Genomic DNA, 26,989 nt, shown 5'->3' with positions numbered 1-26,989 from the left:
GAAGATTGCAATGCTGCTGAAAACTGAGCCACGTTGAACCGAGACAAAGCTTCTCCATCAGCACGCTGAAACCGTGCCGCCAGTGAGCAAAGGGTACACATAAGGGGTTAAGGATTAGCTTACTTGCGAACGATGTAGTAATCGTTCTGAAAGTCGTGCGCCAGCCGCTTGATTTCCACTGTTTCAAATCCGGCTTCTGCCAGCATTTGCAAGGCTTTTTCCTTTCCCCACATTGCACCTAGACCCATGCCGCCGTAGGCAAGAGAGACGGACATGCAGTGTAGACAAGAGATGGTATACAGCAGTGTTCCCACTGGATGCTCTAGATTCCCACCCACGTCCGTAGCGGCGTGAATATCCTGCATCAGATACGTGCCCGTCGAACGAAGCGCACGGTGAATATTGCGGAGAACTCGATCAGGATGGGCTTGGTCGTGAACTGCGTCGAAGGTGGTAATGAAGTCGTAGCGATCGCCCTCATCGATCTGTGCAGCATCCTGTACCTGAAACTGGACGTTCGACAGGAGAGATCGCTGTGCAGATGCATTCGCAATGGCGATCGCCTCTGCGGAAAAGTCATATCCAGTAAAGCGGCTATTGGGATAAGCCTGCGCCATGCGGATCAGAGCGCGACCGCTGCCACAGCCCACATCCAGCACGTCGATGCCGCGCTCCAAATCCTCCATCAGCCCCGGCACTAGCGGCAGCACATGGTCAAACAGCGCCGACACCACGCTCTGCCCGCTGTCTTCGGCCATCACGGCATGAAAGCGCTTGTAAGCAGAATAGGGAACGCCGCCGCCTTTATAGAAGCATTCCAGCACCGCATCCTCAACAGCGCCCAGCAGGGGAATATATTGCGCGAAAACGGCAATATTGTCTGATCCAGCGGCCCGCGTCAGAAATGCAGCGTGTTCCGCAGGCAGGCTATAGGTCTTAGTGGACGAGTCATAGTCCACCACGCGACCCGTCACCATTGCGCCCAGCCACTCCCGCACATAGCGCTCGTTCAGCCCCGCTGTGTCAGCAATTTGCTGGCTGGTGGCGGGCGGCAGTTCTGCAAGTGTGTCAAACAGTTCGGTGCGATGTCCAATGGAAACCATTAGCGCCAGTGCGCCGCTGTTCAACGTGCCTACCAGGGTTTCGGCAAAGGCTTCAGCTCTAGCTAGGTCAAATCGGGATTGCTCAATCGGTTGTAGCGTTGTCATAGAAATATCCTCAGGGTTTGCAGGGGTCTGTTTTGACGAGCCGAGGGGTGGCAACTCTGTGGAGCGCCTCTCACTCGTTACAGCAGATCAGATAAGTTAATGACGAGATTGAATCGTGAAATCGTTCAGTCATCGTTCAGTCATCAATGCGTTCAGTTGGAATCATCGGTTCCCACAACAGGCTGGCGGTGTGGTCTGGGCGGCGAGTCTGCATCAGGCGATCGCATGTCTGCACGACATTGCAATACAGTCCCAGCGTTCCAGTCTGATCGGGAGTCGGATACAAACAAATCCAGTGCCCGGCAGCCAGAGTATGATAAATGCCGCCGGATGCCACGCAATCTTGAGCAATCTGAATTGCGGTTGTTAGGCTTAGGCTGGGCGGGGCGATCGCCGTGGTCATCAGTGCGCCCGTCAGCAGCACGCTTTGCAAAAAGTATGAGAGTTTGATCAGCATGGCGCTTCCTTTGACAAGGTATGATATGGCTTACTTAAGTTTGAGTTGAGTCGGGTATCTCCCCTGCTCTGCCTCTAAGTTATCGAAGCAGGCGATCCCATTCCGTTCCAAAAGCGCTCCCAGAGCGATCCGGTAGAGTTCCTAGCTGGCCCGCAGTTCTGCATCGAGCCACGCAGCAAACAGTTCATCCAGCAGGCGTTGCTGAGTCGCTTCGTCAAATCGGGCGGGAATCTTTTGCTCAATGCGAATGATCACCACACAATCTTCGAGCGATAGCGGCGCAACCAATTCACCCGGTGCGCGGGTCGCCAAGACATAGGCAAGGCTGGGATGATAAGCACCGATTTCTACCGGGCCTACCAATCCGCCCTTTGCCGCCTCTGATCCCTGGGAATGTTGCGCGGCCAGGTCTGAAAAGGTTTGCTCCCCCTCGAGCAGACGAAAATATAGCTCGTTGGCCAGGTCGGCATCCTGTGTCCGAATCAGCGAGTAAACCACCTGATCAGGCTGTGTTTTACGCTGCAAGAATAGTGGTCTAGCTTGTGCTACCACTGGGTTCGCTTAAGTTTTTGCAGCTTCACCCAACGGGCGATCGCCCTCATCTCCCAGAACCCGCACCTTTGGGCGATCGCCCTCATCTGGCAACACCCGAACCTTTCGGCGATCGCCCTCATCTCCCAGAACCCAAGCCTTTCGGCGATCGCCCCCCGACACCTCTCGGAACCTCAAACTGCTGACCCAAACCTATCACCGCTCAACGTTGGCATCTTACCCGAAAGCTGTTGGGAGTGTTCGGGTTGACCGAGTTCTTGAAGAACTAAATCTTCGCAATTGGGGGCGAATCGCCTACTCACTTGTAAGCTGACAGAACCAGAACGCTGAGGGCTAACGGTGAAGTTGTGCGGCGGCAGACAATCTTGAACTCCCACCGATAACCTCTATTCCGTCGCCCCCATAGAATCAAAGGGGTGGCTCACTCTAAACAATCTTGAACTCCCACCGATAACCTCTATTCCGTCCGCACCAACGCAGTGTTAGCCTGCGGCAGCAGAGACCAGATTGTTACGACTCTTCATCAAAGTCTATATCCTCGAACCCCAGCCAGAAAAGCAAGACATCTTCAACCTGGGATAACTGCTCTGAGTCCAATTCACCCAATTTCCTCAACAGTTTGGCATGGGGGATGGTAACGAGATTCTGAACATCAAAGGCTCCCGGTTTCAAAAACCTTACTTTCACATCAACCTCGAAGCGGGAACCTCTTGGACTTGTCGTGTGAGGAACCAGTGTTGCCAAAGCTCGATCTTGCATCAGAACTGGAATGCTAACCACTAGACATGGCCTAACCTTTGCAACATAGCCCAGATCCACCAACCACACTTCACCACGAACAGGGCTACTCATAATCTGGTTCTTGCTGATCTAAGGCTAAGAATAACTCCTCTGCACTCAAGGTTAGATCTTCGTCTGTCAAAGGTGGAAAATCAAAATTAATAATTCGCCGCAAGATTTCTAGCGCAATCTCCATCTGCTCTGTATTAGGCAACCGATCAAAGTTGTCGAGAATTTCTTGAGCTAAAGCAGTCATAAGATTATCTCGAAATCTATATTAAACCCTAGCACAGTTGCCAGTGCCTAAGCATGTTCGCTTAGAACCATTACAAATATTGGCTTACAGACATTTAACTTGCTCAAGGAGGCGTTCAATCGGGTGCTCTAGTATCGTCGGGTCGAAGCTTTGGGAAATCTGTGTCGGCCAGCAGTCTTTGAGAAGGCAGAGTAGCTGTTGACCTGATCTTGGGTCGTTCCCGAAACCTGACCAGTTACAATTTGTCATGATTAGCAGAAACATTTTTGCACCCGGAAAAATTTCTTGCAGCTTTTGTTCACGGTCGTCAAAATGGTCAGCCCAGCCATTTCGCCTCCAGCCAAGCTGAGTCTTGCATTCAACAGCAGCAAGTAGATCATCTCCTCTCCAAATACTGATATCAGGCCGGATTGCCTTGCGCTTGCGCTGTATCGCACGTTCTGAGGCAATTTCCAAATTTAGTCTTTCAACCTCATTAAAAAGTTTCAAGGAGAAAAGGATTGCTTCCACAAAAAAGTCTGCGCCAGCTTGTGCAACTCGCTTATCAAGGAACTTCTTGATGCTGTCTTGAGCGCAGTAAAAAGCTCGTAACCGATTAACAACCACTCTGGAGTAATCCAAGTCTTCTTTGGAAAGAGTTACTTCCTTCAGGTTGTCGTAAGAGTTCTGTAGCGCCACCGACAGGCTATCTAATGTAAATGCATATTCATCAGAAAATTGACCAGACATAGAAAGTGGTTGTTTGTACTACGTACAGGAACGGAGAAGCAAGCTATTCCTAATCATGCTCCAGAGTTATGCCTCCAAAGACAAGATAGCAGGCTAACGGTGTAGCTCAACAGCGGTCAGTGGCTCTTGGTTTCAGCCAGGATCTCTGTTCTGTCCGTTGTAGCGAGGTGTTAGCCTTCGCGATCGCCCCTTATCTCCCAACACCCACACCTCTCGGCGATCGCCCTCATCTCTCAGCACCCGCACCTCTGGGCGATCGCCCCCCCGGATACCTTTTGGGGCGTTGCACACTGACCCAAGTCTGTCGCTGCTCAACCTCTGCGGCTGACCCGAAAGCGGCTGGGAGTGTGCGGCTTGACCCGGATCTCGAAGAACCGAGCCTCTGCAAGTGGGGGCGAATCGCCTACCCACCCGAAAGCTGACAGAACCAGAACGCTGAGGGCTAACGACCAAGCTCACCGGACGCAGATAACCTTGAACACTAAGCCGACCAATTTGCGGCGTTCCGGTGCAGCGACTTGTTAGCCTGCGTTGCTACTGCAAGTTTAGGGTCTCCGAAGGTATATTAGGGTCTCATAATAATCATCTAGCGATCTAGGACGCGCATTCTTATTAGCTTTTTGCAACTGCACATCATACATACTGTCAACTAGGAAACCTGCTTTTTCTGCTTCTTCAGCTAAAATCTCGGCTGACTGAACCACATAAAGTTGTTGCCTTGTTGAGAACTGATAAAACGTGCTTTGCTTACCACTTACAATAACAGCAAAAGCTCCTGGTTTAAGATGACAGAGCATTTGCTTAAAAGCCTCACGCATATCTAAGAAGTAACGAGCAGTTGGACAAGCTTTGATTGTTCTCAGCTCATCTTGCTTCAGCCACTCAACTACATTTTTTTCACTTTCAAGTAATATATCCGTATCAATAGAACTATCGATCATTGAGCCGATAGAATCATCAACAAGCATATCAATATCTTCATGAGTTTTCATACCGAGAGCAATTAGTGATGGCGTACGTGCTTTGGCGTAGCTTTCGCGCCCACTAGCAGCAGGTAGATAGGGAGGTGAAGTTAGAAGAATATCAAACAAACCTAATTCAGGGTCAAGTTTTCGTGCATCTCCATTGACGACGTGAGCTTTAGAAAAAGTGAGGTTAATTGTTTGTTTAAGCCATTCAACAGCAGCTAAAGAACAAATATATTTTCGAGCAGAATCTTTGAAGCTATCAGGAATGCTCTTTTGAGTGAAAGAGAGAGAAAATCTCCCCACACCAGTACCAAGAAATCGCATTTTAATTTTTCTTGCGATCGCATCGGACAAGAGAACTTGAAAAAAATCTTTGAATTCTCGGTTGGCAATGGCTATAGAAGATCTTACTTGCTGAATCTCAGAAATTAGCTCATCGGCTATTTCTTGTGACATCTTTCGATTCTTCATCAACCATTTTGGGAAAATTATAGGATCTACATTTAATGCGTTTTTATTTTTAGCAAACAGATCTAGTTGCTGTGTTTTTTTATTTTGTAGAGTCTCCAAGATAAGCGATACTTCTTCACTCAACAGTGAACTTGGAATTTGAAGGATTTCAATTTTACTTTTTGCTATTAGCACAGACAAAGGATCAATATCTACACCAACGCTAGGCATACCTAGTATTGCTGCCTCTAATAAAGTGGTTCCGCTACCTGAGAAACAATCAATTACTTGGTGATTAGAACCACCTAATTTTTGACTGCAAATATTTAAGGTAGAGCGAACGAGCCGGGGAAAAAACTTTGCTTTGTAGTAATGAATATCATGTGATAAATGAGAAGTTGTATTTTGAGCCTTAAGTGCTTCTTCCGCAATTTTTAGATCCTTAGCATTTTTACTTCTGTCAAGTAAGCCATGTAGCATTAATTGAAGCTTCTCTGTTGTATCTATTGCATTTTTTGCTCGACGAGCTACCACATCTGATAACTCTATTAAGGCAAAATGAGGAATGGCACAGATAAGTAAATTCTCTCCTACAACTTCATGGTGAAGCACATCACCTAAAACAGATTTGCAATTTTTGAGGAAAGAACATAGTTGATCCTCATATTCAACAATGCAATAGATAGTTTGAACAAAGGAAAGCCTGCGAACTAGAGTTAATAATGAATCAAGACTTGCAAAGGCTTTATAGCCTTGTACTCCTACTTTCCTAGTATATGAAGTGTGAGCCGCTAACCCTTCAAACTTAGACAGAAAAGACTCTTCGCTTGATAAGCTTTCAAGGTTAGCGATAGATTCCAAAGATGCATTCGGAAGAAATGCTTGAATCTCCTTCTCTGCTAGCTTTGCATCATCTTCCAAAGAGATATTGTGGCGTAATTTAAATACAAATTGAGCCATCTGATAATTCATTGACAAATCCTATTTATATAGGTATCAAGACTTGTCACTTCTTTTAATCTTTCATCCATATAGACTGATTCTGTAAAGCAGATAATTGCATCATAAAGATAAAAAAGATCAGCCTGGGCGAAAAGAGAGTATTTCCTAGGCGTAGGATTTCTTTGAGTTTTCAAGTAGAAAGTTCGAGAATATTTTTCCTTCGTCCAAATCACATCAACCATCTCAGAGAGATAGCGATTGAATGTTCGCAGAGGGAAGAAGTTTGAAGCTAAGACAGAACGAATAATTCGGCGTGAATCTCGCTCTTTATAATAAGTGCCAAATTTTAGAGATTGATAGGTTCCTTTTTTTATATCGTCTGTACGATCTATTCCTGGCTTGTTTTTAGAATCATCTACACCGCCGCCACAACCACACGTAATCCATTTTCGAGGGTCAGCTAAATCTCGCAGTAAGTTCGCTTCGTATACTCTGTATAATTCCTTCCATGCCAAAATTATTTCTGCTAAATTTTGAGGCGATTGAATATGTTGAATTAGGGCATGATAAGGAAATTGCTGACTAGAGGCTTTGCCCAAGCTGATTCGTAGATTCCTATGTGGAATGTACATAAAGATGTCTGCTTCAACAACATCAACCGTTGCTTGCGTATGATCTCGCTTTAGCGTCCTCTGCCCTTCTCTGATCTCAGTGAGCGGGTGATTGAGTTTAACTTCTAACGGATAAATTACAAGTGGTGAAGATTTTGTTTCACCAAGAGCCAACATATCTGGTTGATAAATTACAAAATCTACGTCTGCCTGCCTATCCCGATTTTTACCAATTTTTATTCCGGGAGAAGTTACCTTAATGATTTCAGATAAAATTTCACAAGTTGTATCGCCACAAATTTCACCAATTGTGTCGGAGCCTGGCTTATTTGATACTACTTTAGGCTTTACAGATCGGTTAACGCTACAACGAGGGCAAGTTTGTAGATAGCAAAAATAAAGGGATGATCCATCAGAGGTTTCACTTCCTTCACAGTATGTCCATCCTGCATCTGCAATCAAACGTTCTGCATATTTGGCACTTACGACTAAATCAAAAAGTGCGCCCATCGTTAGGTTGGGTGGGTAGTCAATGCGCTGTATTTCTGGTAACCCACAATATAGAAGTCGATAAGAGTCAAGGAATGCTTGAATCAGAGCAATAGAGGGGGATGAATTGGATATTGGAACTAATCCCCTTTGCAATTCTGCAAATTTACCTACTTCACCACTTTCATAAGGATCGTTAATACCACAAGGCATATCTGCGAAGTACGGATTTATAGCCATCTAATCCTTCACAAAAACCATAAGGCATAGGATACACAGAATATCATGTCTAGTGCAATTTTCTCATGAGTCTACACAAGCCGACACTAGCAATTGGAAAAGTATTCTGCCATAACTTAACAGCTAACACCCACAGATAACCTCACTGTACGTCCTACCCCAAAAACGAAGCAGGCTAACGGTGAAGCTCAACGGCGGTCAGTGGCTCTCGGTTTCAGCCAGGATCTCTGTTCCGTCCGTTGCAGCGAGGTGTTAGCCTTCGCGATCGCCCTTCATCTCCCAACACCAACACCTCTGGGCGATCGCCCTCATCTCTCAGCACCCACACCTTTCGGCGATCGCCCCCCGATACCTCTCGGAACCTCAAACTGCTGACCCAAACCTATCACCGCTCAACGTTGGCATCTTACCCGAACGCTGTTGGGAGTGTTCGGGTTGACCGAGCGCTGGAAGAACTAAATCTTCGCAACTGGGGGGCGAATCGCCCACCCACCCGTAAGCTGACTGAACCAGAACGCTGAGGGCTAACGGCTAAAGTGAGCGGCGGCGAGTAACCTAGAACGGTAGCGTAAAGACTCTATACCGCCCGCTCCACTGTGTTGTTAGACCGCGCAAGAGCAGCGAACTCCAACCGCACCATAGTCTCACCTCTCCGCATACCCAAACCAAATTTTATCGCAAACCTTTCATCTTCGTTTATGGCAGCACATCCTAGCTCTACCTAATCCGATTTTTAGAATCGCTGTGCTAGCATAGCAATCTGCTTTGGAGTTTCTGCTAGCTCAGTCGAATCACTATTACGCCAGTAGATTTCTTCTCCAACATATGAGAGTTCCTTTTGAGGCGGAATGGTAATAACAATAATACCTAAGCCGTAGAATGAGTTAAAATCCATGTTCGACAAAATCGAGTTCTTTAGCGATAGAGACATCTCAGAATTCTTTATTGCCTCCTTCCATTTTGAGAAATAGTTCTCTACCGATAGTCCCAGGACTTTAGCTTCTCGAATAACTCCAACAACAAATCGCTTTCCAATTTTTTTGGGTTCTATACCATCTAAATTTTTGATTCGCTCTGCATCAGCATCTTTATCAGTAACGCCAATAATAACCTTACCTACTCTGTTTGTTCCGTTGTTAGCAATTGCAGCGATAGTTCTGATGACCTTATCAATGAGTTGAGGATCAATACCACGTTGATCAGAAAGTGAAAGAAGTCCTTGCTTCAGCTCATAATCAGCCAGTTCGATCTCTGATCTTCTGATAGCTTCCTCAATATCAGTTGTCGCGTGATTTCCATAAATTTGTGACCGAATATCAGCCTCAACGAAATACTTGCCAATCAGTCCTTTTATCTGATCTATGTTCTTGCGCCGTTCGCTAGATGATGTAGCCCTTGTTTCTAACCGTTTCCCAGCTAAGTCAACAATATCTTTCCTGATTCCTGCATAATCAGTAATCTTTTTGCCCTCCTTAATAATAAGTTCGTGAAATGCGATTAGAATGCTTGCGAAAACAGATGGAAATGCATTAGTTGTCCTCTTTTTAAAGACAATATCTCTAAGCTTTTCAGGCTTGCCCTCATTACAAACCTTAATGATTTCGTCAATACAGAACTTGAATTCTTCAGTGAATTTCTCAGAGCCATAGACTTCAAGCGCATTTGATACTCGCTCAGATTCAGGAGATCCAAGTCTGTAAATTGCATCAAGAGCATCTTTTGATCTTTCAATCATCTGTCCGCTCGTAATACACACTGCTATGTCTGCAATACACTGCTCATCCATACTGTCTCGCAAGTCAGTTGATCGCAGAATGCCTTGATTTACCCAAAAGACCTCATTGGCAGGAATCGCATATCCATGTTTTGTCATTGGTAGGTCAATGCTAATAGATGGCATTGACCTAAGTAAAAGAATGTCAGCGGTGTTATCTCCCCGTAGAGTACAAGCGATTTTCCTAACCATATTAGAGAAATCGTTTTGCACACCCGCCTGCCGTCTTTCTTGGTCGCTCAAGCGCCGTCCAAATGTATTAATCCGATCAAAAACATCATTTATTTCTGTTTCTGTTGCATTACGCATTACTGAGAGAGCAAGAGTATAGTCCAATATCGTGCTAACTTCTCGTTGTGAAAGATATTCTTGTGCTGAATTCGGCACGAACAAGCCTTCATCTGCACGGCTTTTCGCTGTTGGAAAGTGCTGAAGATCAAAATACTTTCCGTCTGGTGCGGAAAATGCCGTTTCAACGAACGACATGATAGCTTGTAATCTTTGCAACCCATCAATTATTTCGTAGGTTCCTGGTGCATTATCCCTCTCTGCAATCAGAATTGCTGGCACTGGATATTTTTTAAGAATTGATTCGATTAGCTTCTGCTTTTCCTCAAGAGTCCAAACTAATTTTCTCTGATAACGACGATTCACGTAAAGCTTATCTTCTACATACCATGTATAGACTGACTGAACCGACGTTGGCTGAGAAACCAATTCTGCCATTTTGAGTTCTCCGCTTTTAATTTAGGAGCTAAATGATAATGCTGTTTGATTATAACTTGGTATCCCTAACGACCACCGGATGCCTTTCTGCTTCCTCAGAAGGATGGTCAATTGTTATTCAAATCGTCCTATGACTTGCAAATTTGTAGTGCTTTCCTAAATCACGCTTGTGATCGCACTGTAACTAAACCCCTTAAAAAACAAGCTCCTAACTTTGACACCCAACCGAGAGTGATCAAAACCGCTACAACCCAGGAATGAGCGGTCTAACTAGTAATTAGACTGATCCCGTCTGCCTATCTACCCCGCAGAGGGCAATTAGGCTGAAATCCGTCTGTCTAAGATCCCAAATTGGGTAGATAGGCTGATTCAGATCTGTCTAAGATCCCAAACTGGGTAGATAGGCAGACGATTGTCTGTATAATACCCCTGATTCTGGGAATTAGGCAGATGGCTTTACAAAGGCATCAGATAAGTGGGGCTAATGATTAGGCGCGATGCAGCGTTAGGCGCAGTTGCCCTGTTTGAAATTTTCGATTGGGGAGTTTGGATTTTGGATTGACAGACTCGGCCGCCAAAATCCAAAACCCAAAATCGCCCTTATCTGTTCTTACTCGTCTTACTCATTCGCGCCAGGGTTGTTCCGCATTTCACGGTGCAGGCAGCGCAGCACTTCGCCGGGTTGCTCGGCGTTGAGGACGATGCCGTTGGGCGGAATTCGAGGGCGTGCGTCCACTCGAAGCGTTCGGCATAGCGGAGCAGGTGCAGCCGGTCGATGGCCAGTTGCGCGTCTTCGGGCAGGCCGATGATGCAGTGGCGCAGGCGGCGACGGCGCGGCAGTTCGCAGGTGAGCGGCGGCAGCGAAAACTGGGTCGCCTCCGAGCGCGGGGACGACCAGGTGTATTGAACTGTCAGCATTTGGGGTTTCCTCCTTGGAAACGAGGTAGGGAAACCCCGAAAAGATGGCCGCCCAAACGACGCAAAGCAGGTTTCAAGGCGGCCATACAATAGGCAAAGCCCTGAGACAGCTCGGACTGTCCTGGGGTCAGGCGTTGGTAGGTGCTGCCAACATCTACCAATGCCGTAAACGACGAACCGGCCAAATTTTCGGGGAGTGAAGATAAGCTGCGTCTTGGAAAAATTACAGCTTGATGGACGATTGTAGTGGATACCCCTAATCGACGCAAGCAAAATTTTGCTACGGAGTGTGAAGGGCGACGCTCCTTGGGAAATGGGAGGCGATCGCCCGTGTCCTCTATCCTTATTCTTACCCTGGTAAGGCCCGTTATCGAATGCTGATGGTCAGGCTATATTCGCCGGAGGCATTGGCCTGTTCTTCGGGCACAATCCGCACGCGCACGTAGTAGTCGCCGCTGGCAGGCAGCACGCCCGACCAGTTGCCGCTGCCGATATAGAGCGTGCGGCTATTGGGCTGCATCACGATGACTTGCAGAAACGGCGAAGTGCCCGTGATGCTGGTGGACATGGTTTGTCCGGCGCGGGCGTTGAGGATATAGTCGCGCACCTGCCCCCCCTGTACGCGACCGCCGACGGTGGCTGCCGAGGAGCCAGGGGCGAAGGAAACCCGCTGTGGCTCAAAGGAGGAGGGCGGCGCGGCCGAATCGAGACGCAGCAGGTCACCTCGCACCCAGCCCCGCGCACCAGTTCGAGGGAATAGCACCTGATACCAGAGGCGACCGTCAAAGCTGGAGTTGACGGAGGTGATAATTTCGACGCGATCGCCCGGAACGCCGTAGTGCCGAGCGGGAGAACTGGTCGAGGGCTGCTCGCGCACGTTGATGCGGCTGCCGGGGCTGGCGGTCAGCGTGGCCATTTCTGCCAGAGCCGCCAGCGGGGAGAGGGCCATGAATGCCAGCGTCAGGGCGGTCGAAGTCAAAAATTTCGCAATACCGGGGGTGAGTGAACGGTTCATTCAGTCAAATCCTCAAAAAAGCGCGAAAATAACAAAATTGGAGCCAATACGGGACGTATGCGGGAAATAGGCGGGACGTATGCGGATCAAACCTGCAAACATGGAGTCTGCAATTTTGGCTCAGGAAACCCTGTTAAATCTTTAAATCCAAGTGATTTAGCTACATCTGGGTGATTTACGTTGATCTGCATATCAAAGAGAGACCCAAAGTATTCAGGTTTTTACGCGAAATCCACGGCAAAATCTGACCCTTTTCACCAATTGTTTAGGGCGATCGCGCTCTTTGTAAAGCTCAGCTCGCAAACATTTCCAGCGTATGCAGGAAAGCTTCAGGACAAAAATTAAGGAAAAAGAACCTGGGCGACTTTTGTAGAATCGCTAAAACTGGCGCGTCCAATCTTGAAACCAGCGCTCGACGACGACCTTGGTTTGGGTGAAAAATTCTACTGCGTGTTTGCCCTGGCCGTGCAAATCGCCAAAGAAGCTCTCTTTCCAGCCGCTGAAGGGAAAAAACGCCATTGGTGCGGCCACGCCAATATTGATGCCGATGTTGCCTGCTTCGGCTTCGTAGCGAAACTTGCGGGCGGCCGCGCCGCTGCTGGTGAACAGGCACGCCATATTGCCCCAGTGGCCGCTGTTGACCAGGGCGATCGCCTCATCAATCGTCTCTACATGCAGCAGCCCCAGCACCGGGCCAAAAATCTCCGTCTGGGCAATGCGGCTGTCGGGGCGCACGTCTTGCAGCAGCGTGGGGCGGACGAAACTGCCGTTTTCGTAGCCAGAAATTTTGGGATTGCGCCCGTCGATCAGCGGTTTTGCGCCTTCCTCGATGCCCTGCTGAATCAAGTCAGCGATGCGATCGCGGCTCTGCAAATTAATCACCGGGCCCATCTGCACGCCCTGATCTAGCCCAAAGCCCACCACGCGAGACTTGGCCGCCTCAGTCATCGCTTCGGTAAAGGGTTCCCGCGCCCGCCCCACCGTCACCATCAGCGACGCGGCGAGGCAGCGCTGCCCCGCACAGCCAAAGGCGCTGTCTGCTGCAATCCGAATGGTGGAATCCAGGTCGGCATCCGGCAGCACGATGATTGGGTTCTTTGCGCCGCCCTGACACTGCACGCGCTTGCCGTTTGCCGCTGCCCGACTGTAGACATACTTTGCCACGGGCGACGAGCCGACAAAGCTGATGCCGCGAATCGTGGGGTGATCCAAAATTGCATCGACGGCTTCCTTCGCGCCATTGACCAGATTGACCACACCCGGCGGCAGGCCCGTTTGCTCGATCAGCCGCATTACCTTTTGCAGCGTCAGGGGCACTTTTTCCGACGGCTTCAGGATATACGTGTTGCCGCAGGCGATCGCATAGGGCAGAAACCAGAAGGGAATCATGCCAGGAAAATTGAACGGGGCAATCGCCGCACACACGCCCAGCGGCTGGCGAATCATGAATTCATCAATGCCCCGCGCAATGTCTTCTGACACATCGCCCTGCATCAGCATGGGAATCCCGCAGGCCACCTCCACGTTTTCGATCGCCCGCTGCATTTCGGCTTTGGCTTCGGCGTAGATTTTGCCGCACTCCAGCGTAATCGTCCGCGAGAGGTCGTCCAGGTTTTCTTCCAGCAGAGTCTTGAGCTTGAATAAATATTGAATGCGATCGCCCGCTGGCACGCGCCGCCAGGTTTGAAATGCCGCTGCTGCTGCCTGAGCCGCGTCATCCACCTCATGGGCAGGCGAGAGCGGCACTTTCGCCAGCACTTCGCAGGTGGCAGGATTCACCACATCTAAATATTCGGTCGCCGCCGACGCGCACCACTGCCCATTGATGTAGTTTTGCAATTGCTCTGCCATATCGAAATGTCCTGCGTTGTCTTCCTGCGTTCTGTTAGCGGTCTGCTCTTCAGGATAGCAGCGGGCGCAAAGAGGATACGTGGTGGAGGGCGATCGCCCCCGCCAGCCAGAGTAAGAAAACGCGGCGGGTCAGGCTCAGGGCTTGCTGGATGCGTTCAGGCGTGATGGGACGCACGGGATCTGCCAACAGCGGCTTGTGGGTGACGTTGCCACGATAGGTGTTTTGTCCGCCGACCTGGACATCCAGCGCCGCAGCGTAGGCGCACTCGCTCCATCCGGCATTGGGGCTGGGGTCTTGGGGCGCGTCGCGGCGGCACAGCTTCAGCACATGGCGGGGCCTGCCAGAGAGCAGCGCAATCGTGACCACCGTAAGGCGACAGGGTAGCCAGGTCAGCAGGTCATCCAGGCGAGCGCTGGCCCAGCCCAGGTAGGTATAGGGGGCGGCCCTATAGCCCACCATCGAGTCGAGGGTGCTGGCGGCTTTGTAGCCCAAGGCTGGCGGCACGGGGCCGAGCGGGGTCACCGATCCGGCGATCGCCCAAAACAGCGGAGCCGTTACGCCGTCGGTGGCGTTTTCCGTCACGGTTTCTAGCACAGCGCGGAGAATTTCGGATTCTGGCAAGCTCTCCGTATCGCGCCCCACGTAGCGGCTGAGGTGCGATCGCGCTTGCACCAAATCCCCCGCCGCCAGGGGACGCAGCACGTCCGCCGCCGCATCGCGCAGGCTGCGTCCGGCAAAGCAACTGGCCAGCAAGATGGATTCTATGGCGAGTCCGAGCAATGGATGAATCGTGCGGCTGAGATGCACAAGAAGCCAGCCAACAAAGCCGCTGCCGAGGACGAGGGCAACCGTCAGCACGCCCCCCGCAACCCGCTGTAATGCCAAGTTTCGCTGCACCGACGCTGGCTCCGTCGTCAGATGCAGCCCGTCTTGCACCCAGCGGCTATAGCGACCGATGACCCAGCCCATGACCTGCACGGGATGCAGCCAGTTCCACGGATCGCCCATCAAAAAGTCCAGAAGAGCGGCGATCGCCAGGGGCAGGGCGGGGTTTTCCAAAAAATTCACGATAATTATCAATCCAGCGGCTTCCTCTATTTTCGGAGGAATCTGCGCCAGCAGGGGCAAGGGGTTGAGCGGGGGCGATCGCCTTAGGAGGGCGACAGGGTGCGGTTTTGGCGGGCGGCTGGGAGGATTGGGGGAAGCGGGCGATCGCCAAAAGCAATCCCGTCCAGTGGTTCAGGCATTTTTTGTATTTTGTTCTCCTTTTTATAAAAAAGAGTTTTCAAAAGTCTTTGAGAAGGTTTTTGAAGACATCAAAGGCAACCTGGTTCTGAAAGAAAATACATGATGCTTTTTAGACTGTGTAGAACCATTTAGAGACGTGAACTGATTTATCAGACCCTTTCCTTTGGGCATCTGGCTCTTCATAATTCACACAGTAGTCGCGATTGCCGCTGCTACTTCTCTCCTCTCTCCAGTTTTCATCCCTTCACCAGGAGCTTGCCCGTGAAACTTGCGGTCTATGGAAAAGGTGGCATTGGTAAGTCCACCACCAGTTGCAATATCTCGGTTGCCCTTGCCCGACGCGGCAAAAAGGTGCTGCAAATCGGCTGCGACCCCAAGCATGACAGCACCTTTACCCTCACTGGCTTCCTCATTCCCACCATCATCGACACGCTGCAAGAAAAGAACTATCACTACGAAGACGTGTGGCCCGAAGACGTGATCTACAAGGGCTACGGCGGCGTGGATTGCGTAGAGGCAGGCGGTCCCCCAGCAGGGGCGGGCTGCGGTGGCTACGTCGTCGGCGAAACCGTGAAGCTGCTCAAGGAGCTCAATGCCTTTGATGAGTACGATGTGATCTTATTCGACGTGCTGGGGGACGTGGTGTGTGGCGGGTTTGCTGCCCCGCTAAACTACGCCGACTATTGCATGATCGTCACCGACAACGGCTTCGACGCGCTGTTTGCCGCCAACCGCATCGCCGCCTCCGTCCGCGAAAAAGCCCGCACCCACCCGCTGCGCCTCGCTGGGCTGATCGGCAACCGCACCGCCAAGCGCGACCTGATCGATAAATACATCGAAGCGGTGCCCATGCCCGTCCTGGAGGTGCTGCCGCTGATCGAAGACATCCGGGTGTCTCGCGTCAAAGGCAAAACGCTGTTCGAGATGGCAGAAAAAGACCCCTCGCTGAACTATGTCTGCGATTACTACCTCAACATTGCTGATCAAATCCTGGCTCGTCCCGAAGGGGTCGTGCCCAATGATGCGCCCGACCGTGATCTGTTCAGCCTGCTGTCTGATTTTTACCTGAATCCCAAGGAAGCGCCGAAGCGGGCCGAAGAGGAACTGGACTTGATGATGGTGTAGTGGGGGCAGGAGTCAGCGGTCAGGAGTCAGCGGTCAGGAAAAAGCCTACAATTCTTTAGCTTTGCGGAAGATGGGAAGCGGGGCGATCGCCCCCCGGTACTCTAAACTCTGTAGTTTGAATCCCTCAACCCTGCCTCCCTGACCTGACTCTCTGAACCCTGACCCTTACATGAACGTTCAATACCTCCGCAAGTCCCTGAAAATCGCCTGGCTCACCTACTATCGCGAAAATCGAGAGTGGATTGCACGGCTAGGCGTTTGGGTAGACTGTGCCGGACAGCGGCGACCCTCCTCTGGATTCATTTTGGGAACGCTCTCGACCCTAGAGCCACAGTTGACGAGCCTGCTGCCGCTGATCGTAGACCTCAGCAACGACCCCGACCGCATCATCCTGGCACTAGGACTCAACTTCAATCCCGACGACGAACTCGACGAACTAGACGACGACGCTCCCAAAATGCTCCCCAGCCGCACTCTCGCCTCCGAAACGCCCCTCGACCTTCCCGAAACCAAGCCCGCCAGCAAAGTCCCCGCCGTCCGCCTGTCTTCCAAAATTGACGAAGCCTGTACGGGCGTAGGAGAGCGGGATTAACGGAGTGCCTGGAGTTACGACTAGCCTACCTCCACGTTACGCCAGCCCCCAATCCCCAATTCTTCTCTTTCCTTCTTCAATAATCCCAACACCCCAATACTCGCCATGACCCTCGCCGATACTCAACCCCAAGCGCTCACCTTTGACTGTGAAACGGGCAATTATCATACCTTCTGCCCAATTAGCTGCGTCGCGTGGCTCTATCAAAAAATTGAGGACAGCTTCTTCCTGGTCATCGGCACCAAGACCTGCGGCTATTTCTTGCAAAACGCAATGGGCGTAATGATTTTCGCCGAGCCGCGCTATGCGATGGCAGAACTGGAAGAGGGCGACATTTCTGCCCAGCTAAACGATTACGAAGAGCTAAAGCGGCTGTGTGAACAGATTAAGCGCGATCGCAATCCCTCCGTCATTGTGTGGATCGGCACTTGCACCACCGAAATCATCAAAATGGATCTGGAAGGCCTCGCGCCCAAACTGGAAGCTGAAATCGGCATTCCCATTGTGGTCGCCCGCGCCAACGGACTGGACTACGCCTTTACCCAGGGCGAAGACACCGTGCTGGCGGCAATGGCGGCCCGCTGCCCCGACAAAGCGCCCGTGCTGGAGTCTGAAAAAGCCGAGCGCAATGCTGTGCAGCGGCTATTGAACTTTGGCCGCAAGCAGGAAGACGTGAAGGCGGAAGAGTCGGAATATGCAGACCATCCGCCGTTAGTGCTGTTCGGCTCCCTGCCCGACCCGGTCGTCACGCAACTGACGCTGGAACTGAAGAAGCAGGGCATCAAGGTGTCTGGCTGGCTGCCCGCCAAGCGGTTTACGGAACTGCCCGTGATCGAAGAAGGCTACTACGTTTGCGGCGTGAACCCGTTCCTGTCGCGCACGGCCACCACGTTGATGCGTCGCCGCAAGTGCAAGCTAATCGGCGCACCCTTCCCCATCGGCCCAGACGGAACTCGCGCCTGGGTGGAAAAAATCTGCTCTGTGTTTGGCATTGAGCCAAAGGGGCTGGAGGAGCGCGAAGCCAAAATCTGGGAAGGGCTGGAAGATTATCTTGCGCTATTGCGCGGCAAATCGGTCTTTTTCATGGGGGATAACCTGCTGGAAATTTCCCTGGCCCGCTTCCTGATTCGCTGCGGCATGACCGTTCCCGAAATCGGCATTCCCTATATGGACAAGCGCTACCAGGCGGCGGAACTGGCGCTGCTGGAAAAAACCTGTGCCGAAATGGGCGTGCCGCTGCCCCGCATTGTGGAAAAGCCCGATAACTATAACCAGATTCAGCGGATTTATGACCTGAATCCGGATTTGGTCATCACGGGCATGGCCCATGCCAACCCGCTAGAGGCTCGCGGCATCAATACCAAGTGGTCGGTGGAGTTTACCTTTGCCCAGATTCACGGCTTTGCCAACGCCCGCGACATCCTGGAACTGGCGACCCGTCCGCTGCGCCGAAACACCTCGCTGAAGGATCTGGGCTGGGACAAGCTGGTCAAGGAAGAGGCAAACGTGTAGGGCGCTTGTCCTGATCTAGCCCGCATCTGAGACAACCCTTGGCAAAACTGATTCCGGCAAGATTGACGCAGTTGGATGATTTCTGGTGGGCTTTTTCTGTGAGAAATCATCCAAAATCCGAAAAATTCATCGAAAGCGCGTAGGTTCCATCTGAATTAGAAAATCTCACTGCGAATTTTTTGAATTGCCCGCTTCAACGGCTCAATATCTTGAGAGCAGATTTTGTAAATTTCTTCTGCATCAATATTGAAGTAGTTGTGCGCCAGTAGATTCCGAATTCCTTTGACTCCTTCCCAATCGATGCTCGGTTGTCGTTTAAAGAAATCTCTATCTGCACGCTTATCAATTCTCTGAACATTCTCGCCAATTGCAATGAGCATCATGGCAATTGCATCTAGCCGATCCAAACCCGCATCATCGCGCAAAAAGTCCCCCGGAGAATCGATTCCTATAAAGCGCCGCTCGATTCTTCTGATTGCTTCTTCAATTTCAAGAAATAGCTCCAAGAGTATCGATCGATCACGCATACACCGCCTCTTGATCGATCCTGGCTTTGAGGAATTGATTCATGCCATGCCAATAGCGAATCACGTCTACATCTCTGCCAAATTTTTCTTCCAACTCTGCCTTTAGGCTGGCGCGTTTCAGAATATCGGGCAGCATTTGCACCACGACATCAATATCGCTTTCCTCATGGGCTTCATTTCTGGCGACAGAGCCAAAGACCCCAATCTGAGCTACCCCATAGCGTTGAGCTAGTTCGGGCTTGAGCGCTTTCAACTGAGCCAGAACTTCCTCTTTCGCAATCGGCTTCATTGAGCGAGTCGTCATTGTGATTCTCGATAACGCTTGCTAGGTGGCTCTTGATGAAAATGCTCACCCACAATATTAACGCCATCAATGCCGCTTGCCGCTTTCAAGTTGCGTTCACGAAAACTAATGGAATGGCATCCGTCCCAGCCCTTATAGAATGGAGTATTAATGGAGTACTAAGCAGCGTCTCTCCATCGGGGCAATAAGGTTTTGATGTATACCTATGCGTTTGTCCTTCAGTCAGCCGAGTCGATTGTGTTACCCGCAGGCATCAGCGGTGAGTTGATGCTGCTGTATGAACGGGGGGTCGGCGCGGTCGTGGAGCCGGGTCTAGATTTGGCCATGCTGGAGCAGAGTGATGAACGCCTGATGCGGGCAGTCTTGCACCATGACCAGGTGATTCGAGAGGTGTTTGAGCAGGTTCCTGTGTTGCCGCTGCGGTTTGGTACGCAGTTTGTGTCGCAGGAAAAGCTGCTGGAGCATTTGCACGTCAATGCGGCTGGCTACGAGGCAACCCTGACGCGGCTGGTCGGGCAGGCGGAGTATACGTTGAAACTATCGCCGCGATCGCCCGAATCCTCTGCCCCAAGCCCGTTGGCAACTGCTGGAACCGGGCGCGACTATTTCCTGGCAAAAAAACAGCAATTTCAGCAGCAGTTGGATCGCCAGCAGCAGCAGCAAGCAGAATTGCTGAAGCTAAAGGAGGCGATCGCCCAGGACTATCCCGCGCTCCAGATCGACGCACCCCGCGACGGCATCGAGCGGCTGCACCTGCTAGTCAAGCGGACAGACGAAGCGCTGCTGCATGAATCGCTAGAAGAATGGCGATCGCGCTGTCCTGGCTGGCAGATGGCACTGAGCGAGGCGCTGCCGCCTTATCACTTTGTGTAGTTTTTGGGTTGGGTTTGCGTAATTTCTAGGGCAAGGGCTGAAACAATACTCAAGCCCCCAAACCGCAATAGCTCCGATCCTGAACTGACCTGGATTTCAGCCCCCCAACCCAGGCAGTATGGACGGGGCTATTGCGCTGATCGAGGAAATCATATTGATTTTGGATTGTGGATTGGCGATTTTGGAGGGTGGGTTGGGCAGTTGCGGAGTTGTCAGCCATTGCATTCATAGGGTTGCTCAGGCGAATTGACAAAAGGATTGCTCATTGCCGAGATGGGGTGAAATTGCTCTGAAAATCTTCGTAAAATTGGCGTGAATGCTGGGGAACAGTCTGGCGGATGCGGGATTTCCTGCATAGAATTGCTCTGAGTGGCAGTTTTCAATGTGCTGCTGGAACGGCAGCGTGCAGATTGGCGCAATGCGCTCAGTTTTTTCCTGTTTCTTGCAGTCCCCCAATTCCCAGGCATTCTATGGCAGGTCAACTCTCCCCCTCCGCATTTGTCCAGCGACCGATTTCCTTTGGCACGGACGGCTGGCGCGGCATGATCGCAGCAGACTTTACCTTTGAGCGGGTAATGCAGGTTGCGCCACGGGCGGCGATCGCCCTAGAGCAGACGTATGGTGAACAAACCCAAAATCGCCTAGTGATTGTGGGTTACGATCGTCGCTTTTTGTCGCCGGAGTTTGCTCAGGTCGCCGCCGAGGCGCTACAACAGGCAGGCTATGACGTATTGCTGTCGGAATCCTTTGCGCCAACGCCGGCCTTTAGCTGGGCGGCAAAGCAGCAAAACGCCTTGGGAGCCGTGGTGATTACTGCCAGCCATAATCCTGCGGCCTATTCGGGACTGAAGGTGAAGGCAGGCTTTGGCGGGTCGATTCCGCCGGAGGTGACAGCCAAGATTGAGGCGCTGCTGGGACAGGAGCTTCCTTCCGTAGAGCAGCCGGGGACGCTGCAAACCTTTAACCCGTGGACGAGCTATTGCGAAGGGCTGCGGGCCAAGGTGGATGTGGAAAAGCTGCGGCGGGCGATCGCCACGGGCAAGCTCACTGTGTTTGCCGATGTGATGCACGGGGCAGCGTCGGGCGGTTTGGAGCAGCTTTTAGGCACGCCGATCCACGAGCTAAACGGCAACGCAGACCCACTGTTTGGCGGCGGCGCACCGGAACCCCTGCCCCGCTATTTGCCCGATCTGCTGCACCAGATCCGAACCTATGAACGGCGATCGCCCGATGAGCTAGTGGTGGGGCTGGTGTTTGACGGAGACAGCGATCGCATTGCCGCCGTCGATGGCGCAGGCAACTTCCTCAGTTCCCAAGTGCTGATTCCCGTGCTGATTCAGCATCTCGCTACCCATCGCGGCTTTACAGGCGAAATCGTCAAAACCATCAGCGGCTCTGACCTGATGCCGCTAGTCGCCAAGCTGCACAACCTGCCCGTCCACGAAACGGCGATTGGCTACAAATACATCGCCGACCGCATGTTGGAAAGTCAGGTTTTCCTCGGTGGCGAAGAATCCGGCGGCATCGGCTACGGCAACCATATCCCTGAACGCGACGCGCTGCTGTCGGCGCTGTACGTGCTGGAAGCCGTGGTAGACAGCGGCATGGATTTGAGCGACCAATACGCTGCCCTGCAAGCTCAGACGGGCTTTACCGCTGCCTACGACCGCATCGATCTCCCGCTGGCTAGCATGGACGTGCGATCGCGCTTGTTGAACCAGCTCAAGACCCAGCCCCCCCAGGAAATCGCCGGACAGTCGGTGCTGAGCGTGCTAGATATTGACGGCTATAAGTTCCGCCTGGCCGACCAAAGCTGGCTGCTGATCCGTTTCAGCGGCACAGAACCCGTGCTGCGCCTCTACTCCGAAGCCGCCACCCCAGAGCGCGTGCAGCAAAACTTGCACTGGGCCAAGGACTGGGCCAACTCTATTTCGGGTTAAAACAGCCCTCCGCCATCCCCAGAAAATCGAATCTGAAGCGAGTCGGAATTGAGATTAATTGAGATTAATTGAGATTAAGTGGGACTCCTGAGCGTCGGTTCTCACGGTATCCAGGCGGGTGTCAGATAGATGAACCGGCAGCCTGCGGCTTCAATCAGTTCGGCAACGCGCCCCTCATCATAAGTAGACGACAGAACCTCTGCGCCAAGTGTGTCTAGGGATGACAGCGAATATTGGAGGTGCAACGACTGATTCATCATTGGGTTCGTTCGCACTGGGGGCTGCTCAAAGGCCCCACTCTAGAAATGGCAATGGGGTTTTGCAATTCAGCATCCCGATATTTTGCGATCAGGCTTTGTAAACCTCTGCTTTCTACCATTCAATCGAAAAAAATCGCTGAGTGGAGCAGGCTTGATCTGTGTCCGAGCTGGTAGAGAAATCGTCTCATCTGCTTCCAGGATGGTTGCCCATCTTGCAGAGGATTGATCAGCAAACTGGGAAGCGCGATCGCCATTAATAGGTTTTCCTGATCAAAGCTGACCTAAGTGCATTAATCTCAGTCTAGGATTCAGGCTGAATTACCGCTTGGGCGATCGCTTCTGAGTTTAAAGACCGATGTTCAAGCGGGCGATCGCAGCATTCTTGAGGAGACCGATCGGCTAGGCTGCTCGATTGATTAACAAACCTGATCGGTGCAACCTGGGGATAAGATCAAATGCCAAATTAAACCAGGCTGCCATGACTTGAGAATTCTGGATTGGTTAGATAAGCTGTGAAGGCGATCGCGTCTTGTGCGATTGGCAATTTTTTTAATCAATTCCAAATTAGGGATTGATTTTCTAAATCTGTTATATACTGATAACTCAAAACAAGTAACTTGAGCGGAATTTCAGACCCGTTGGGTAAGCGCTTAGATTATTAATTTATGCTTAAGCCTTATCGCGGTCGGGTTAATAGGGGTACTCTTGCCTGAGTGTATGAAGTCTCGATTTGAAATTTCCACTCCATGTTAGAGTTTGCCCTGGCATGATTGTCAGATTTGTCAGATGGGATTGTCAAAAATTAACCCAATTAACGTTATGTGATGGAGCGTGACCTGTGAGCATTTTTTCTAAGCTGCGTGACTTTGTGGGCCTGAATGACCCGGCCGATTATGAATATGAGTACGACGAAATGGACGGACAGGAATATCAGAATCTTTATCAAGAAGAAAACGTCCAGCCAGTCGTCGAAGAGGAGCCGCGCCGCCGCCGGCTGCGCGATCGCCCCTTGATGACCACCGACGCTGGCTCCGGTATGGGCAATGTCATCGGAATGCCCGGTGTGAACGGCATGTCTGAAGTCGTGGTCATGGAACCCCGCACCTTTGAAGAAATGCCCCAGGCGATTCGCGCCCTGCGGGAGCGCAAGTCGGTTGTGCTAAACCTGACCATTATGGACCCTGACCAGGCTCAGCGGGCAGTGGATTTTTTGGCGGGCGGCACCTATGCGATCGACGGGCATCAAGAGCGCATCGGCGAAAGCATCTTTCTGTTCACGCCCAACTGCGTCCAGGTCAGCACCCAACTCAACCCCCCTGCGGACATTCCGCTCCAGCAGCCGATGCGTCCCGGTCGCCCCATGACTTCTCCTGCTCCCACCTGGGGCGCAGATCCGCAAGCTCGCATGGCTTAATTTTCCAGAGGTCGCACTCGCAATCTCCCCCTTCTGGCTGCTGGTCAACGGCTGCTCATTCGCAGTTCTAGAGCCTGGCCTAAGGGGATTTTGTGCTGTCTAGATTTTGTGCTGTTTGGACTAAAGCAACACACCCAGAGCAAGAACACCCAGAGCAAGAACACCCAGAGCAAGACCAGAACAAGAAAGGAGGCAGCCGTGAAGCTGGGAATTATTGGCGGCGGCGTGATGGCAGAGGCGCTGCTGTCTCGCCTGCTCGATCAGGGTGTTTGCGCGTCGGATGAGGTGACGGTTGGGGAACCTGCGGCGACTCGGCGCGATTATCTAGCGGAGGAATATGGTGTGCAGGTGACGGCAGAGAACGCCGACGCAGTGCAGCACGCCGAAGTGTTGCTGCTGGCCATCAAGCCCCAGGTGTTTGATACGGTGATTCAGGCGCTGCCACCGACCGCCCCCGCGATGCTGGTGCTGTCGATTTTGGCGGGCGTTCCCTTACAAAAGCTCGAGGCTAGTTTTCCCGATCATCCGGTTGTGCGGGCGATGCCCAATACTCCGGCGACGGTGGGCGCGGGCATGACGGCGATCGCCCCAGGTCGGCACACCCAGCCCAGCCATCTGGCGCTGGCGCGGCAAATTTTCGCGGCGGTGGGCGAAGTGGTAGAAGTGCCCGAATCGCTGATGGATGCAGTGACGGGACTTTCCGGTTCTGGCCCGGGCTATGTGGCGCTGATGATCGAAGCGCTGAGCGATGGCGGCGTGGCAGCGGGTTTGCCGAGGGCGATCGCCACCCAGCTTGCCATCCAAACGGTGCGCGGCACGGCTCAACTGCTGGCAGAAACGGGACTCCACCCCGGCGAACTGAAGGATCGCGTCACCAGTCCCGGCGGTACGACGATTGCAGGCATCGCGGCGCTGGAGAAGGCGGGACTCCGCTCCGCCCTGATCGAAGCCGTCAAAGCGGCGGCTGGGCGATCGCGGGAGTTAGGCAGCTAGGCATCCGCTGAATCGCCAGACGCACTACAAACTCTAGACTTGCGAGCCAAAATCACCAATCTAAAGTCTGAAATCTAAAACCTAAAATCTAAAATCTAAAATCACAAGCTCTGAATGCCATGCCGCAAGCCCCGACACACGCCCGTGAGGAAATCCAGATCGAGGGTTTCGGGGCGATCGCTGGCCTGGTGATAGTGGGGATTGCGCTGGTCGGCCGTATCGGTGAGCATCACCGCGGGATAGCCCAAATCCCAAAAGGGGGCGTGGTCGCTGCGGCGCAGGTCGGGGAGGGACTTGGCGCGATTCGGTGCAGGAAACCAGTGAGCAGGCACTTGGCCAACCTGGTGCAGGCTGCGGCTGAGGCGCTGCATATCCAGGAGGGTCGCTGGACTGCCCACCAGTCCCAAGAAATTGCCCTGGCTGGGATAGAGCCGATAGAAAAACTCGGCGGGATACTGCTGTGAACCGGGCTGCGGGGTGCAATAGCCCAGCATTTCCAGCGACAGCATCAGCCGCAGCAGTTGACCCTGGGCGTGCAACTGTTCGGCACAATGGCGACTGCCCAATAGCCCAAATTCCTCCAGGTCAAAGGCGACCAGCCAGACGGGATGACGGGCGGGTTGAGTAGAGAGCGATCGCCCCAGTTCCAGCAGCACCGCCACCCCCGATGCATTGTCGTCGGCTCCGGGCGAACCGGGTACTGCGTCGTAGTGTGCGCCAATCACAATCGGCGGGCGATTTGCTTGCTGTCCTGGTAACTTCAGCAAAATATTGTGATGCGTCTGGCCGCGAATCGTGAACGGCTGCATCTCCACCGAGCCAAATTGCGCCAGGTGTCCTTGGATATATTGCTGGACGTAGAAATGCCCCTCGCTGGCAAGATAGGGATCGCGCTCTCGTGCAATCTCCTGCAAATGTGCCCAAAGCTGACTTTTTATGCTGAGAGAGTCAGGATCTTCAGCGTCTGCGTTGCTCCTGTCGTTTGTCATCCGCCAAAGCCCTCCAGCATTTCCTGACCCACGGATACGTAATCTTGCCAGCCGTCCGCTGCACGCGGATCTTTCACCTCGTATACCAGGACTCCTGCCCGCGCTGCCTTTTGAAACGCCGCTAGCCGCCGCACGCCCGCCGCAAACACAGGCATTCCCGATTCTTGCAAGAGCGATCGCACGGTTTCACCATCGCGGCTCGGCTTGGGCGGAATGATGTTGAGCATGATCCGGTAGCGGTTCGCGCCGATGGTGTGCAGGCATTCCAGCGTCAACACCAGCGCATCCATCGCCAGCATATCGGGCGTGGTTGGCAAAATGAGCAGGTCGCAGCTGTCGGTTAGCAGTTCCAAATCGCGCTGCACGGGTCGCGCCTGCGTGTCGATCACCACATGGCTAAAGTTGCGGACTCGCTGGGGCGATCGCCACTCATCGATCACCTCATAAGGCAAACTTCCGCGCTTGGCCCAGCCCGTGGCCGAGCGATTCGGATCGGCATCGATCAGCAGCGTTTCGCCCTGCGTCTGCAAAAACGCCGCCAGGTGAATCGCCGCGGTCGTTTTCCCCACCCCTCCTTTGAAACTGGCAACCGTGATAATCACGCGCTCCTTCAGTCTTCGCCTGCCCTGGCACTGAAATTCTATCGCGCTGAGGGCAGGCTCGATGGCAGATCCGATGGCAAAGGCAGAGAGGACGGGACGCTGGAAGCTTACTTTGCGACACCGGGATGGCTATCTTCCTCGACCCCGTCCGCCTGCCCACGGTGGACGACCAGGGCCGTTGCGAATCACAATGACTTCGCCATTTTGTCGAGTAATGCGGAAGGCATCAAAATCGTAATCATCGTACTCACCTACAACCGTCACGCGCTCCCCTTGCGATAGGTTGATCTGGTGATACCAGCGCGGCCCAGCGTCCACAATAATCTCGCCTGTGCCATCCGAAAGCAGGAACTCGTTGCCGACAATGCTCCGCACAGTTCCCGTAATCGTAATACCCTGATAACCACGTAAATTCCCAATGGGAACACTTTGAGCATTAGCCTGTGGACTAATGCCGAGCAGACTTGTTCCAGCGATAAGAAGTGAAGCAATCCCTGAAGCTAGATACTTCATAAGTGGCGACTCCTAAGTTCGACTCCTAGTATGAGGTTCTAAGCATGCTACCCACAGGACTCTCAATACTGGAATTCTCAATGCTTGAATAATGCGCTTGAGTCATAATGTGCTTGGCTAATGTAGCCGA

The 26,989-nt window shown here is 52.2% G+C and carries 29 protein-coding genes; 9 read left to right on the top strand and 20 right to left on the bottom strand.

The features are described 5' to 3' along the window. Positions 1 to 119: 119 nt before the first annotated feature. The 7 genes from O77CONTIG1_RS12560 to O77CONTIG1_RS12535 form a co-directional block, all read right to left on the bottom strand. The gene (locus O77CONTIG1_RS12560; RefSeq protein WP_068511045.1) at positions 120 to 1,208 is read right to left on the bottom strand and encodes a class I SAM-dependent methyltransferase; all 1,089 of its coding nucleotides are present in this window, start codon (positions 1,206 to 1,208) and stop codon (positions 120 to 122) included. A 136-nt stretch (positions 1,209 to 1,344) separates the two neighbouring features. After that, the gene (locus O77CONTIG1_RS12555; protein ID WP_068511043.1) at positions 1,345 to 1,665 is read right to left on the bottom strand and encodes a hypothetical protein; all 321 of its coding nucleotides are present in this window, start codon (positions 1,663 to 1,665) and stop codon (positions 1,345 to 1,347) included. Positions 1,666 to 1,806: 141 nt separating this feature from the next. Beyond that, positions 1,807 to 2,190, bottom strand: a complete 384-nt coding sequence (locus O77CONTIG1_RS12550) for a peptidylprolyl isomerase (protein ID WP_172799681.1) — start codon at positions 2,188 to 2,190, stop codon at positions 1,807 to 1,809. A gap of 36 nt (positions 2,191 to 2,226) precedes the next feature. Beyond that, complete coding sequence (locus tag O77CONTIG1_RS24530; protein WP_156435224.1) at positions 2,227 to 2,394, bottom strand: hypothetical protein; 168 nt, start codon at positions 2,392 to 2,394, stop codon at positions 2,227 to 2,229. 333 nt (positions 2,395 to 2,727) lie between these two features. Then, positions 2,728 to 3,069: a type II toxin-antitoxin system PemK/MazF family toxin gene (locus tag O77CONTIG1_RS12545; RefSeq protein ID WP_068511039.1), complete on the bottom strand. Its 342-nt coding sequence runs from the start codon at positions 3,067 to 3,069 to the stop codon at positions 2,728 to 2,730. After that, a complete protein-coding gene (locus O77CONTIG1_RS12540) occupies positions 3,062 to 3,253 on the bottom strand; it encodes a hypothetical protein (protein WP_068511037.1) in 192 nt (63 codons plus the stop codon). Before O77CONTIG1_RS12540 ends, O77CONTIG1_RS12545 begins: the two co-directional genes overlap by 8 nt. An 84-nt stretch (positions 3,254 to 3,337) precedes the next feature. After that, positions 3,338 to 3,982, bottom strand: a complete 645-nt coding sequence (locus O77CONTIG1_RS12535) for a hypothetical protein (RefSeq protein WP_068511035.1) — start codon at positions 3,980 to 3,982, stop codon at positions 3,338 to 3,340. 167 nt (positions 3,983 to 4,149) lie between these two features. Between O77CONTIG1_RS12535 and O77CONTIG1_RS24525 the strand changes: the two genes are divergently transcribed. Then, a complete protein-coding gene (locus O77CONTIG1_RS24525) occupies positions 4,150 to 4,404 on the top strand; it encodes a hypothetical protein (protein WP_156435222.1) in 255 nt (84 codons plus the stop codon). A 123-nt stretch (positions 4,405 to 4,527) separates the two neighbouring features. On the opposite strand, the gene O77CONTIG1_RS12530 is transcribed toward O77CONTIG1_RS24525, so the two are convergent. Both O77CONTIG1_RS12530 and O77CONTIG1_RS24520 read right to left on the bottom strand, forming a co-directional pair. Next, on the bottom strand, positions 4,528 to 6,360 hold the full coding sequence (locus tag O77CONTIG1_RS12530; protein WP_172799680.1) for a DNA methyltransferase: 1,833 nt from the start codon (positions 6,358 to 6,360) through the stop codon (positions 4,528 to 4,530). Between the two features lie 8 nt (positions 6,361 to 6,368). Beyond that, positions 6,369 to 7,682 carry a hypothetical protein gene (locus O77CONTIG1_RS24520; RefSeq protein WP_156435220.1) on the bottom strand — a complete coding sequence of 438 codons (1,314 nt, stop codon included), beginning with the start codon at positions 7,680 to 7,682 and terminating at the stop codon, positions 6,369 to 6,371. Positions 7,683 to 7,921: 239 nt separating this feature from the next. On the opposite strand from O77CONTIG1_RS24520, the gene O77CONTIG1_RS24515 reads away from it, so the two are divergent. Continuing rightward, positions 7,922 to 8,203, top strand: a complete 282-nt coding sequence (locus O77CONTIG1_RS24515) for a hypothetical protein (RefSeq protein ID WP_156435218.1) — start codon at positions 7,922 to 7,924, stop codon at positions 8,201 to 8,203. A gap of 212 nt (positions 8,204 to 8,415) precedes the next feature. On the opposite strand, the gene O77CONTIG1_RS12525 is transcribed toward O77CONTIG1_RS24515, so the two are convergent. The 5 genes from O77CONTIG1_RS12525 to cbiB form a co-directional block, all read right to left on the bottom strand. Beyond that, the gene (locus tag O77CONTIG1_RS12525) at positions 8,416 to 10,182 is read right to left on the bottom strand and encodes a DUF262 domain-containing protein (RefSeq protein WP_068511031.1); all 1,767 of its coding nucleotides are present in this window, start codon (positions 10,180 to 10,182) and stop codon (positions 8,416 to 8,418) included. A gap of 600 nt (positions 10,183 to 10,782) precedes the next feature. Next, the gene (locus O77CONTIG1_RS12520) at positions 10,783 to 11,100 is read right to left on the bottom strand and encodes a hypothetical protein (RefSeq protein WP_068511028.1); all 318 of its coding nucleotides are present in this window, start codon (positions 11,098 to 11,100) and stop codon (positions 10,783 to 10,785) included. Between the two features lie 367 nt (positions 11,101 to 11,467). Further along, complete coding sequence (locus O77CONTIG1_RS23535; protein WP_084782578.1) at positions 11,468 to 12,115, bottom strand: SH3 domain-containing protein; 648 nt, start codon at positions 12,113 to 12,115, stop codon at positions 11,468 to 11,470. A 378-nt stretch (positions 12,116 to 12,493) separates the two neighbouring features. After that, a complete protein-coding gene (locus O77CONTIG1_RS12510; RefSeq protein ID WP_068511026.1) occupies positions 12,494 to 13,966 on the bottom strand; it encodes a CoA-acylating methylmalonate-semialdehyde dehydrogenase in 1,473 nt (490 codons plus the stop codon). Between the two features lie 49 nt (positions 13,967 to 14,015). Continuing rightward, positions 14,016 to 15,035, bottom strand: coding sequence for an adenosylcobinamide-phosphate synthase CbiB (cbiB, locus tag O77CONTIG1_RS12505; RefSeq protein ID WP_225894570.1), 1,020 nt, complete (start codon positions 15,033 to 15,035; stop codon positions 14,016 to 14,018). 441 nt (positions 15,036 to 15,476) lie between these two features. On the opposite strand from cbiB, the gene bchL reads away from it, so the two are divergent. The 3 genes from bchL (at position 15,477) to O77CONTIG1_RS12490 (ending at position 18,444) form a co-directional block, all read left to right on the top strand. Next, positions 15,477 to 16,340, top strand: a complete 864-nt coding sequence (gene bchL, locus O77CONTIG1_RS12500; RefSeq protein WP_068516501.1) for a ferredoxin:protochlorophyllide reductase (ATP-dependent) iron-sulfur ATP-binding protein — start codon at positions 15,477 to 15,479, stop codon at positions 16,338 to 16,340. A 169-nt stretch (positions 16,341 to 16,509) separates the two neighbouring features. After that, positions 16,510 to 16,932, top strand: coding sequence for a DUF5331 domain-containing protein (locus O77CONTIG1_RS12495; protein ID WP_068511025.1), 423 nt, complete (start codon positions 16,510 to 16,512; stop codon positions 16,930 to 16,932). 105 nt (positions 16,933 to 17,037) lie between these two features. Continuing rightward, complete coding sequence (locus O77CONTIG1_RS12490) at positions 17,038 to 18,444, top strand: ferredoxin:protochlorophyllide reductase (ATP-dependent) subunit N (protein WP_068511023.1); 1,407 nt, start codon at positions 17,038 to 17,040, stop codon at positions 18,442 to 18,444. Between the two features lie 155 nt (positions 18,445 to 18,599). Here the strand turns inward: O77CONTIG1_RS12490 and O77CONTIG1_RS12485 are convergent, their stop codons facing one another. Then, positions 18,600 to 18,971 carry a DUF86 domain-containing protein gene (locus O77CONTIG1_RS12485; RefSeq protein WP_068511021.1) on the bottom strand — a complete coding sequence of 124 codons (372 nt, stop codon included), beginning with the start codon at positions 18,969 to 18,971 and terminating at the stop codon, positions 18,600 to 18,602. Continuing rightward, the gene (locus O77CONTIG1_RS12480) at positions 18,964 to 19,275 is read right to left on the bottom strand and encodes a nucleotidyltransferase family protein (RefSeq protein WP_084782576.1); all 312 of its coding nucleotides are present in this window, start codon (positions 19,273 to 19,275) and stop codon (positions 18,964 to 18,966) included. The genes O77CONTIG1_RS12485 and O77CONTIG1_RS12480 overlap by 8 nt, the downstream gene beginning before the upstream one ends. Before the next feature lie 195 nt (positions 19,276 to 19,470). Between O77CONTIG1_RS12480 and O77CONTIG1_RS12475 the strand changes: the two genes are divergently transcribed. After that, positions 19,471 to 20,148, top strand: coding sequence for a GvpL/GvpF family gas vesicle protein (locus O77CONTIG1_RS12475; RefSeq protein WP_068511017.1), 678 nt, complete (start codon positions 19,471 to 19,473; stop codon positions 20,146 to 20,148). Between the two features lie 470 nt (positions 20,149 to 20,618). After that, a complete protein-coding gene (locus O77CONTIG1_RS12465) occupies positions 20,619 to 22,088 on the top strand; it encodes a phosphoglucomutase/phosphomannomutase family protein (RefSeq protein ID WP_068511013.1) in 1,470 nt (489 codons plus the stop codon). 101 nt (positions 22,089 to 22,189) lie between these two features. Here the strand turns inward: O77CONTIG1_RS12465 and O77CONTIG1_RS28385 are convergent, their stop codons facing one another. Further along, complete coding sequence (locus O77CONTIG1_RS28385; RefSeq protein ID WP_172799679.1) at positions 22,190 to 22,363, bottom strand: hypothetical protein; 174 nt, start codon at positions 22,361 to 22,363, stop codon at positions 22,190 to 22,192. A gap of 823 nt (positions 22,364 to 23,186) precedes the next feature. On the opposite strand from O77CONTIG1_RS28385, the gene O77CONTIG1_RS12460 reads away from it, so the two are divergent. Then, positions 23,187 to 23,762 carry a cell division protein SepF gene (locus O77CONTIG1_RS12460; RefSeq protein ID WP_068511011.1) on the top strand — a complete coding sequence of 192 codons (576 nt, stop codon included), beginning with the start codon at positions 23,187 to 23,189 and terminating at the stop codon, positions 23,760 to 23,762. A 198-nt stretch (positions 23,763 to 23,960) separates the two neighbouring features. Next, positions 23,961 to 24,755: a pyrroline-5-carboxylate reductase gene (gene proC / locus O77CONTIG1_RS12455; protein ID WP_225894569.1), complete on the top strand. Its 795-nt coding sequence runs from the start codon at positions 23,961 to 23,963 to the stop codon at positions 24,753 to 24,755. A gap of 101 nt (positions 24,756 to 24,856) precedes the next feature. Here the strand turns inward: proC and O77CONTIG1_RS12450 are convergent, their stop codons facing one another. The 3 genes from O77CONTIG1_RS12450 to O77CONTIG1_RS27935 all read right to left on the bottom strand — a co-directional run bounded on the left by O77CONTIG1_RS12450 (position 24,857) and on the right by O77CONTIG1_RS27935 (position 26,721). Continuing rightward, on the bottom strand, positions 24,857 to 25,744 hold the full coding sequence (locus tag O77CONTIG1_RS12450; RefSeq protein ID WP_068511009.1) for a M28 family peptidase: 888 nt from the start codon (positions 25,742 to 25,744) through the stop codon (positions 24,857 to 24,859). Next, positions 25,741 to 26,313: a ParA family protein gene (locus tag O77CONTIG1_RS12445; protein ID WP_286132293.1), complete on the bottom strand. Its 573-nt coding sequence runs from the start codon at positions 26,311 to 26,313 to the stop codon at positions 25,741 to 25,743. The genes O77CONTIG1_RS12450 and O77CONTIG1_RS12445 overlap by 4 nt, the downstream gene beginning before the upstream one ends. 162 nt (positions 26,314 to 26,475) lie before the next feature. Then, entirely contained in the window at positions 26,476 to 26,721 is a 246-nt protein-coding gene (locus O77CONTIG1_RS27935) for a hypothetical protein (RefSeq protein WP_286132292.1), read from the bottom strand. Positions 26,722 to 26,989: the final 268 nt, after the last annotated feature.

This window comes from Leptolyngbya sp. O-77 (genome assembly GCF_001548395.1).
GTDB lineage: Bacteria > Cyanobacteriota > Cyanobacteriia > Elainellales > Elainellaceae > Thermoleptolyngbya.
This window is presented reverse-complemented; position numbering and strand designations above follow the sequence as displayed.

Coding starts and splice junctions, on each gene's coding strand:
- O77CONTIG1_RS12560 (WP_068511045.1), bottom strand. CDS start 1,208: ATGACAACGCTACAACCGATTGAGCAATCCCGATTTGACCTAGCTAGA.
- O77CONTIG1_RS12555 (WP_068511043.1), bottom strand. CDS start 1,665: ATGCTGATCAAACTCTCATACTTTTTGCAAAGCGTGCTGCTGACGGGC.
- O77CONTIG1_RS12545 (WP_068511039.1), bottom strand. CDS start 3,069: ATGAGTAGCCCTGTTCGTGGTGAAGTGTGGTTGGTGGATCTGGGCTAT.
- O77CONTIG1_RS12540 (WP_068511037.1), bottom strand. CDS start 3,253: ATGACTGCTTTAGCTCAAGAAATTCTCGACAACTTTGATCGGTTGCCT.
- O77CONTIG1_RS12535 (WP_068511035.1), bottom strand. CDS start 3,982: ATGTCTGGTCAATTTTCTGATGAATATGCATTTACATTAGATAGCCTG.
- O77CONTIG1_RS12530 (WP_172799680.1), bottom strand. CDS start 6,360: ATGGCTCAATTTGTATTTAAATTACGCCACAATATCTCTTTGGAAGAT.
- O77CONTIG1_RS24520 (WP_156435220.1), bottom strand. CDS start 7,682: ATGGCTATAAATCCGTACTTCGCAGATATGCCTTGTGGTATTAACGAT.
- O77CONTIG1_RS12525 (WP_068511031.1), bottom strand. CDS start 10,182: ATGGCAGAATTGGTTTCTCAGCCAACGTCGGTTCAGTCAGTCTATACA.
- O77CONTIG1_RS12520 (WP_068511028.1), bottom strand. CDS start 11,100: ATGCTGACAGTTCAATACACCTGGTCGTCCCCGCGCTCGGAGGCGACC.
- O77CONTIG1_RS23535 (WP_084782578.1), bottom strand. CDS start 12,115: ATGAACCGTTCACTCACCCCCGGTATTGCGAAATTTTTGACTTCGACC.
- O77CONTIG1_RS12510 (WP_068511026.1), bottom strand. CDS start 13,966: ATGGCAGAGCAATTGCAAAACTACATCAATGGGCAGTGGTGCGCGTCG.
- O77CONTIG1_RS12495 (WP_068511025.1), top strand. CDS start 16,510: ATGAACGTTCAATACCTCCGCAAGTCCCTGAAAATCGCCTGGCTCACC.
- O77CONTIG1_RS12490 (WP_068511023.1), top strand. CDS start 17,038: ATGACCCTCGCCGATACTCAACCCCAAGCGCTCACCTTTGACTGTGAA.
- O77CONTIG1_RS12485 (WP_068511021.1), bottom strand. CDS start 18,971: ATGCGTGATCGATCGATACTCTTGGAGCTATTTCTTGAAATTGAAGAA.
- O77CONTIG1_RS12480 (WP_084782576.1), bottom strand. CDS start 19,275: ATGACGACTCGCTCAATGAAGCCGATTGCGAAAGAGGAAGTTCTGGCT.
- O77CONTIG1_RS12475 (WP_068511017.1), top strand. CDS start 19,471: ATGTATACCTATGCGTTTGTCCTTCAGTCAGCCGAGTCGATTGTGTTA.
- O77CONTIG1_RS12465 (WP_068511013.1), top strand. CDS start 20,619: ATGGCAGGTCAACTCTCCCCCTCCGCATTTGTCCAGCGACCGATTTCC.
- O77CONTIG1_RS12450 (WP_068511009.1), bottom strand. CDS start 25,744: ATGACAAACGACAGGAGCAACGCAGACGCTGAAGATCCTGACTCTCTC.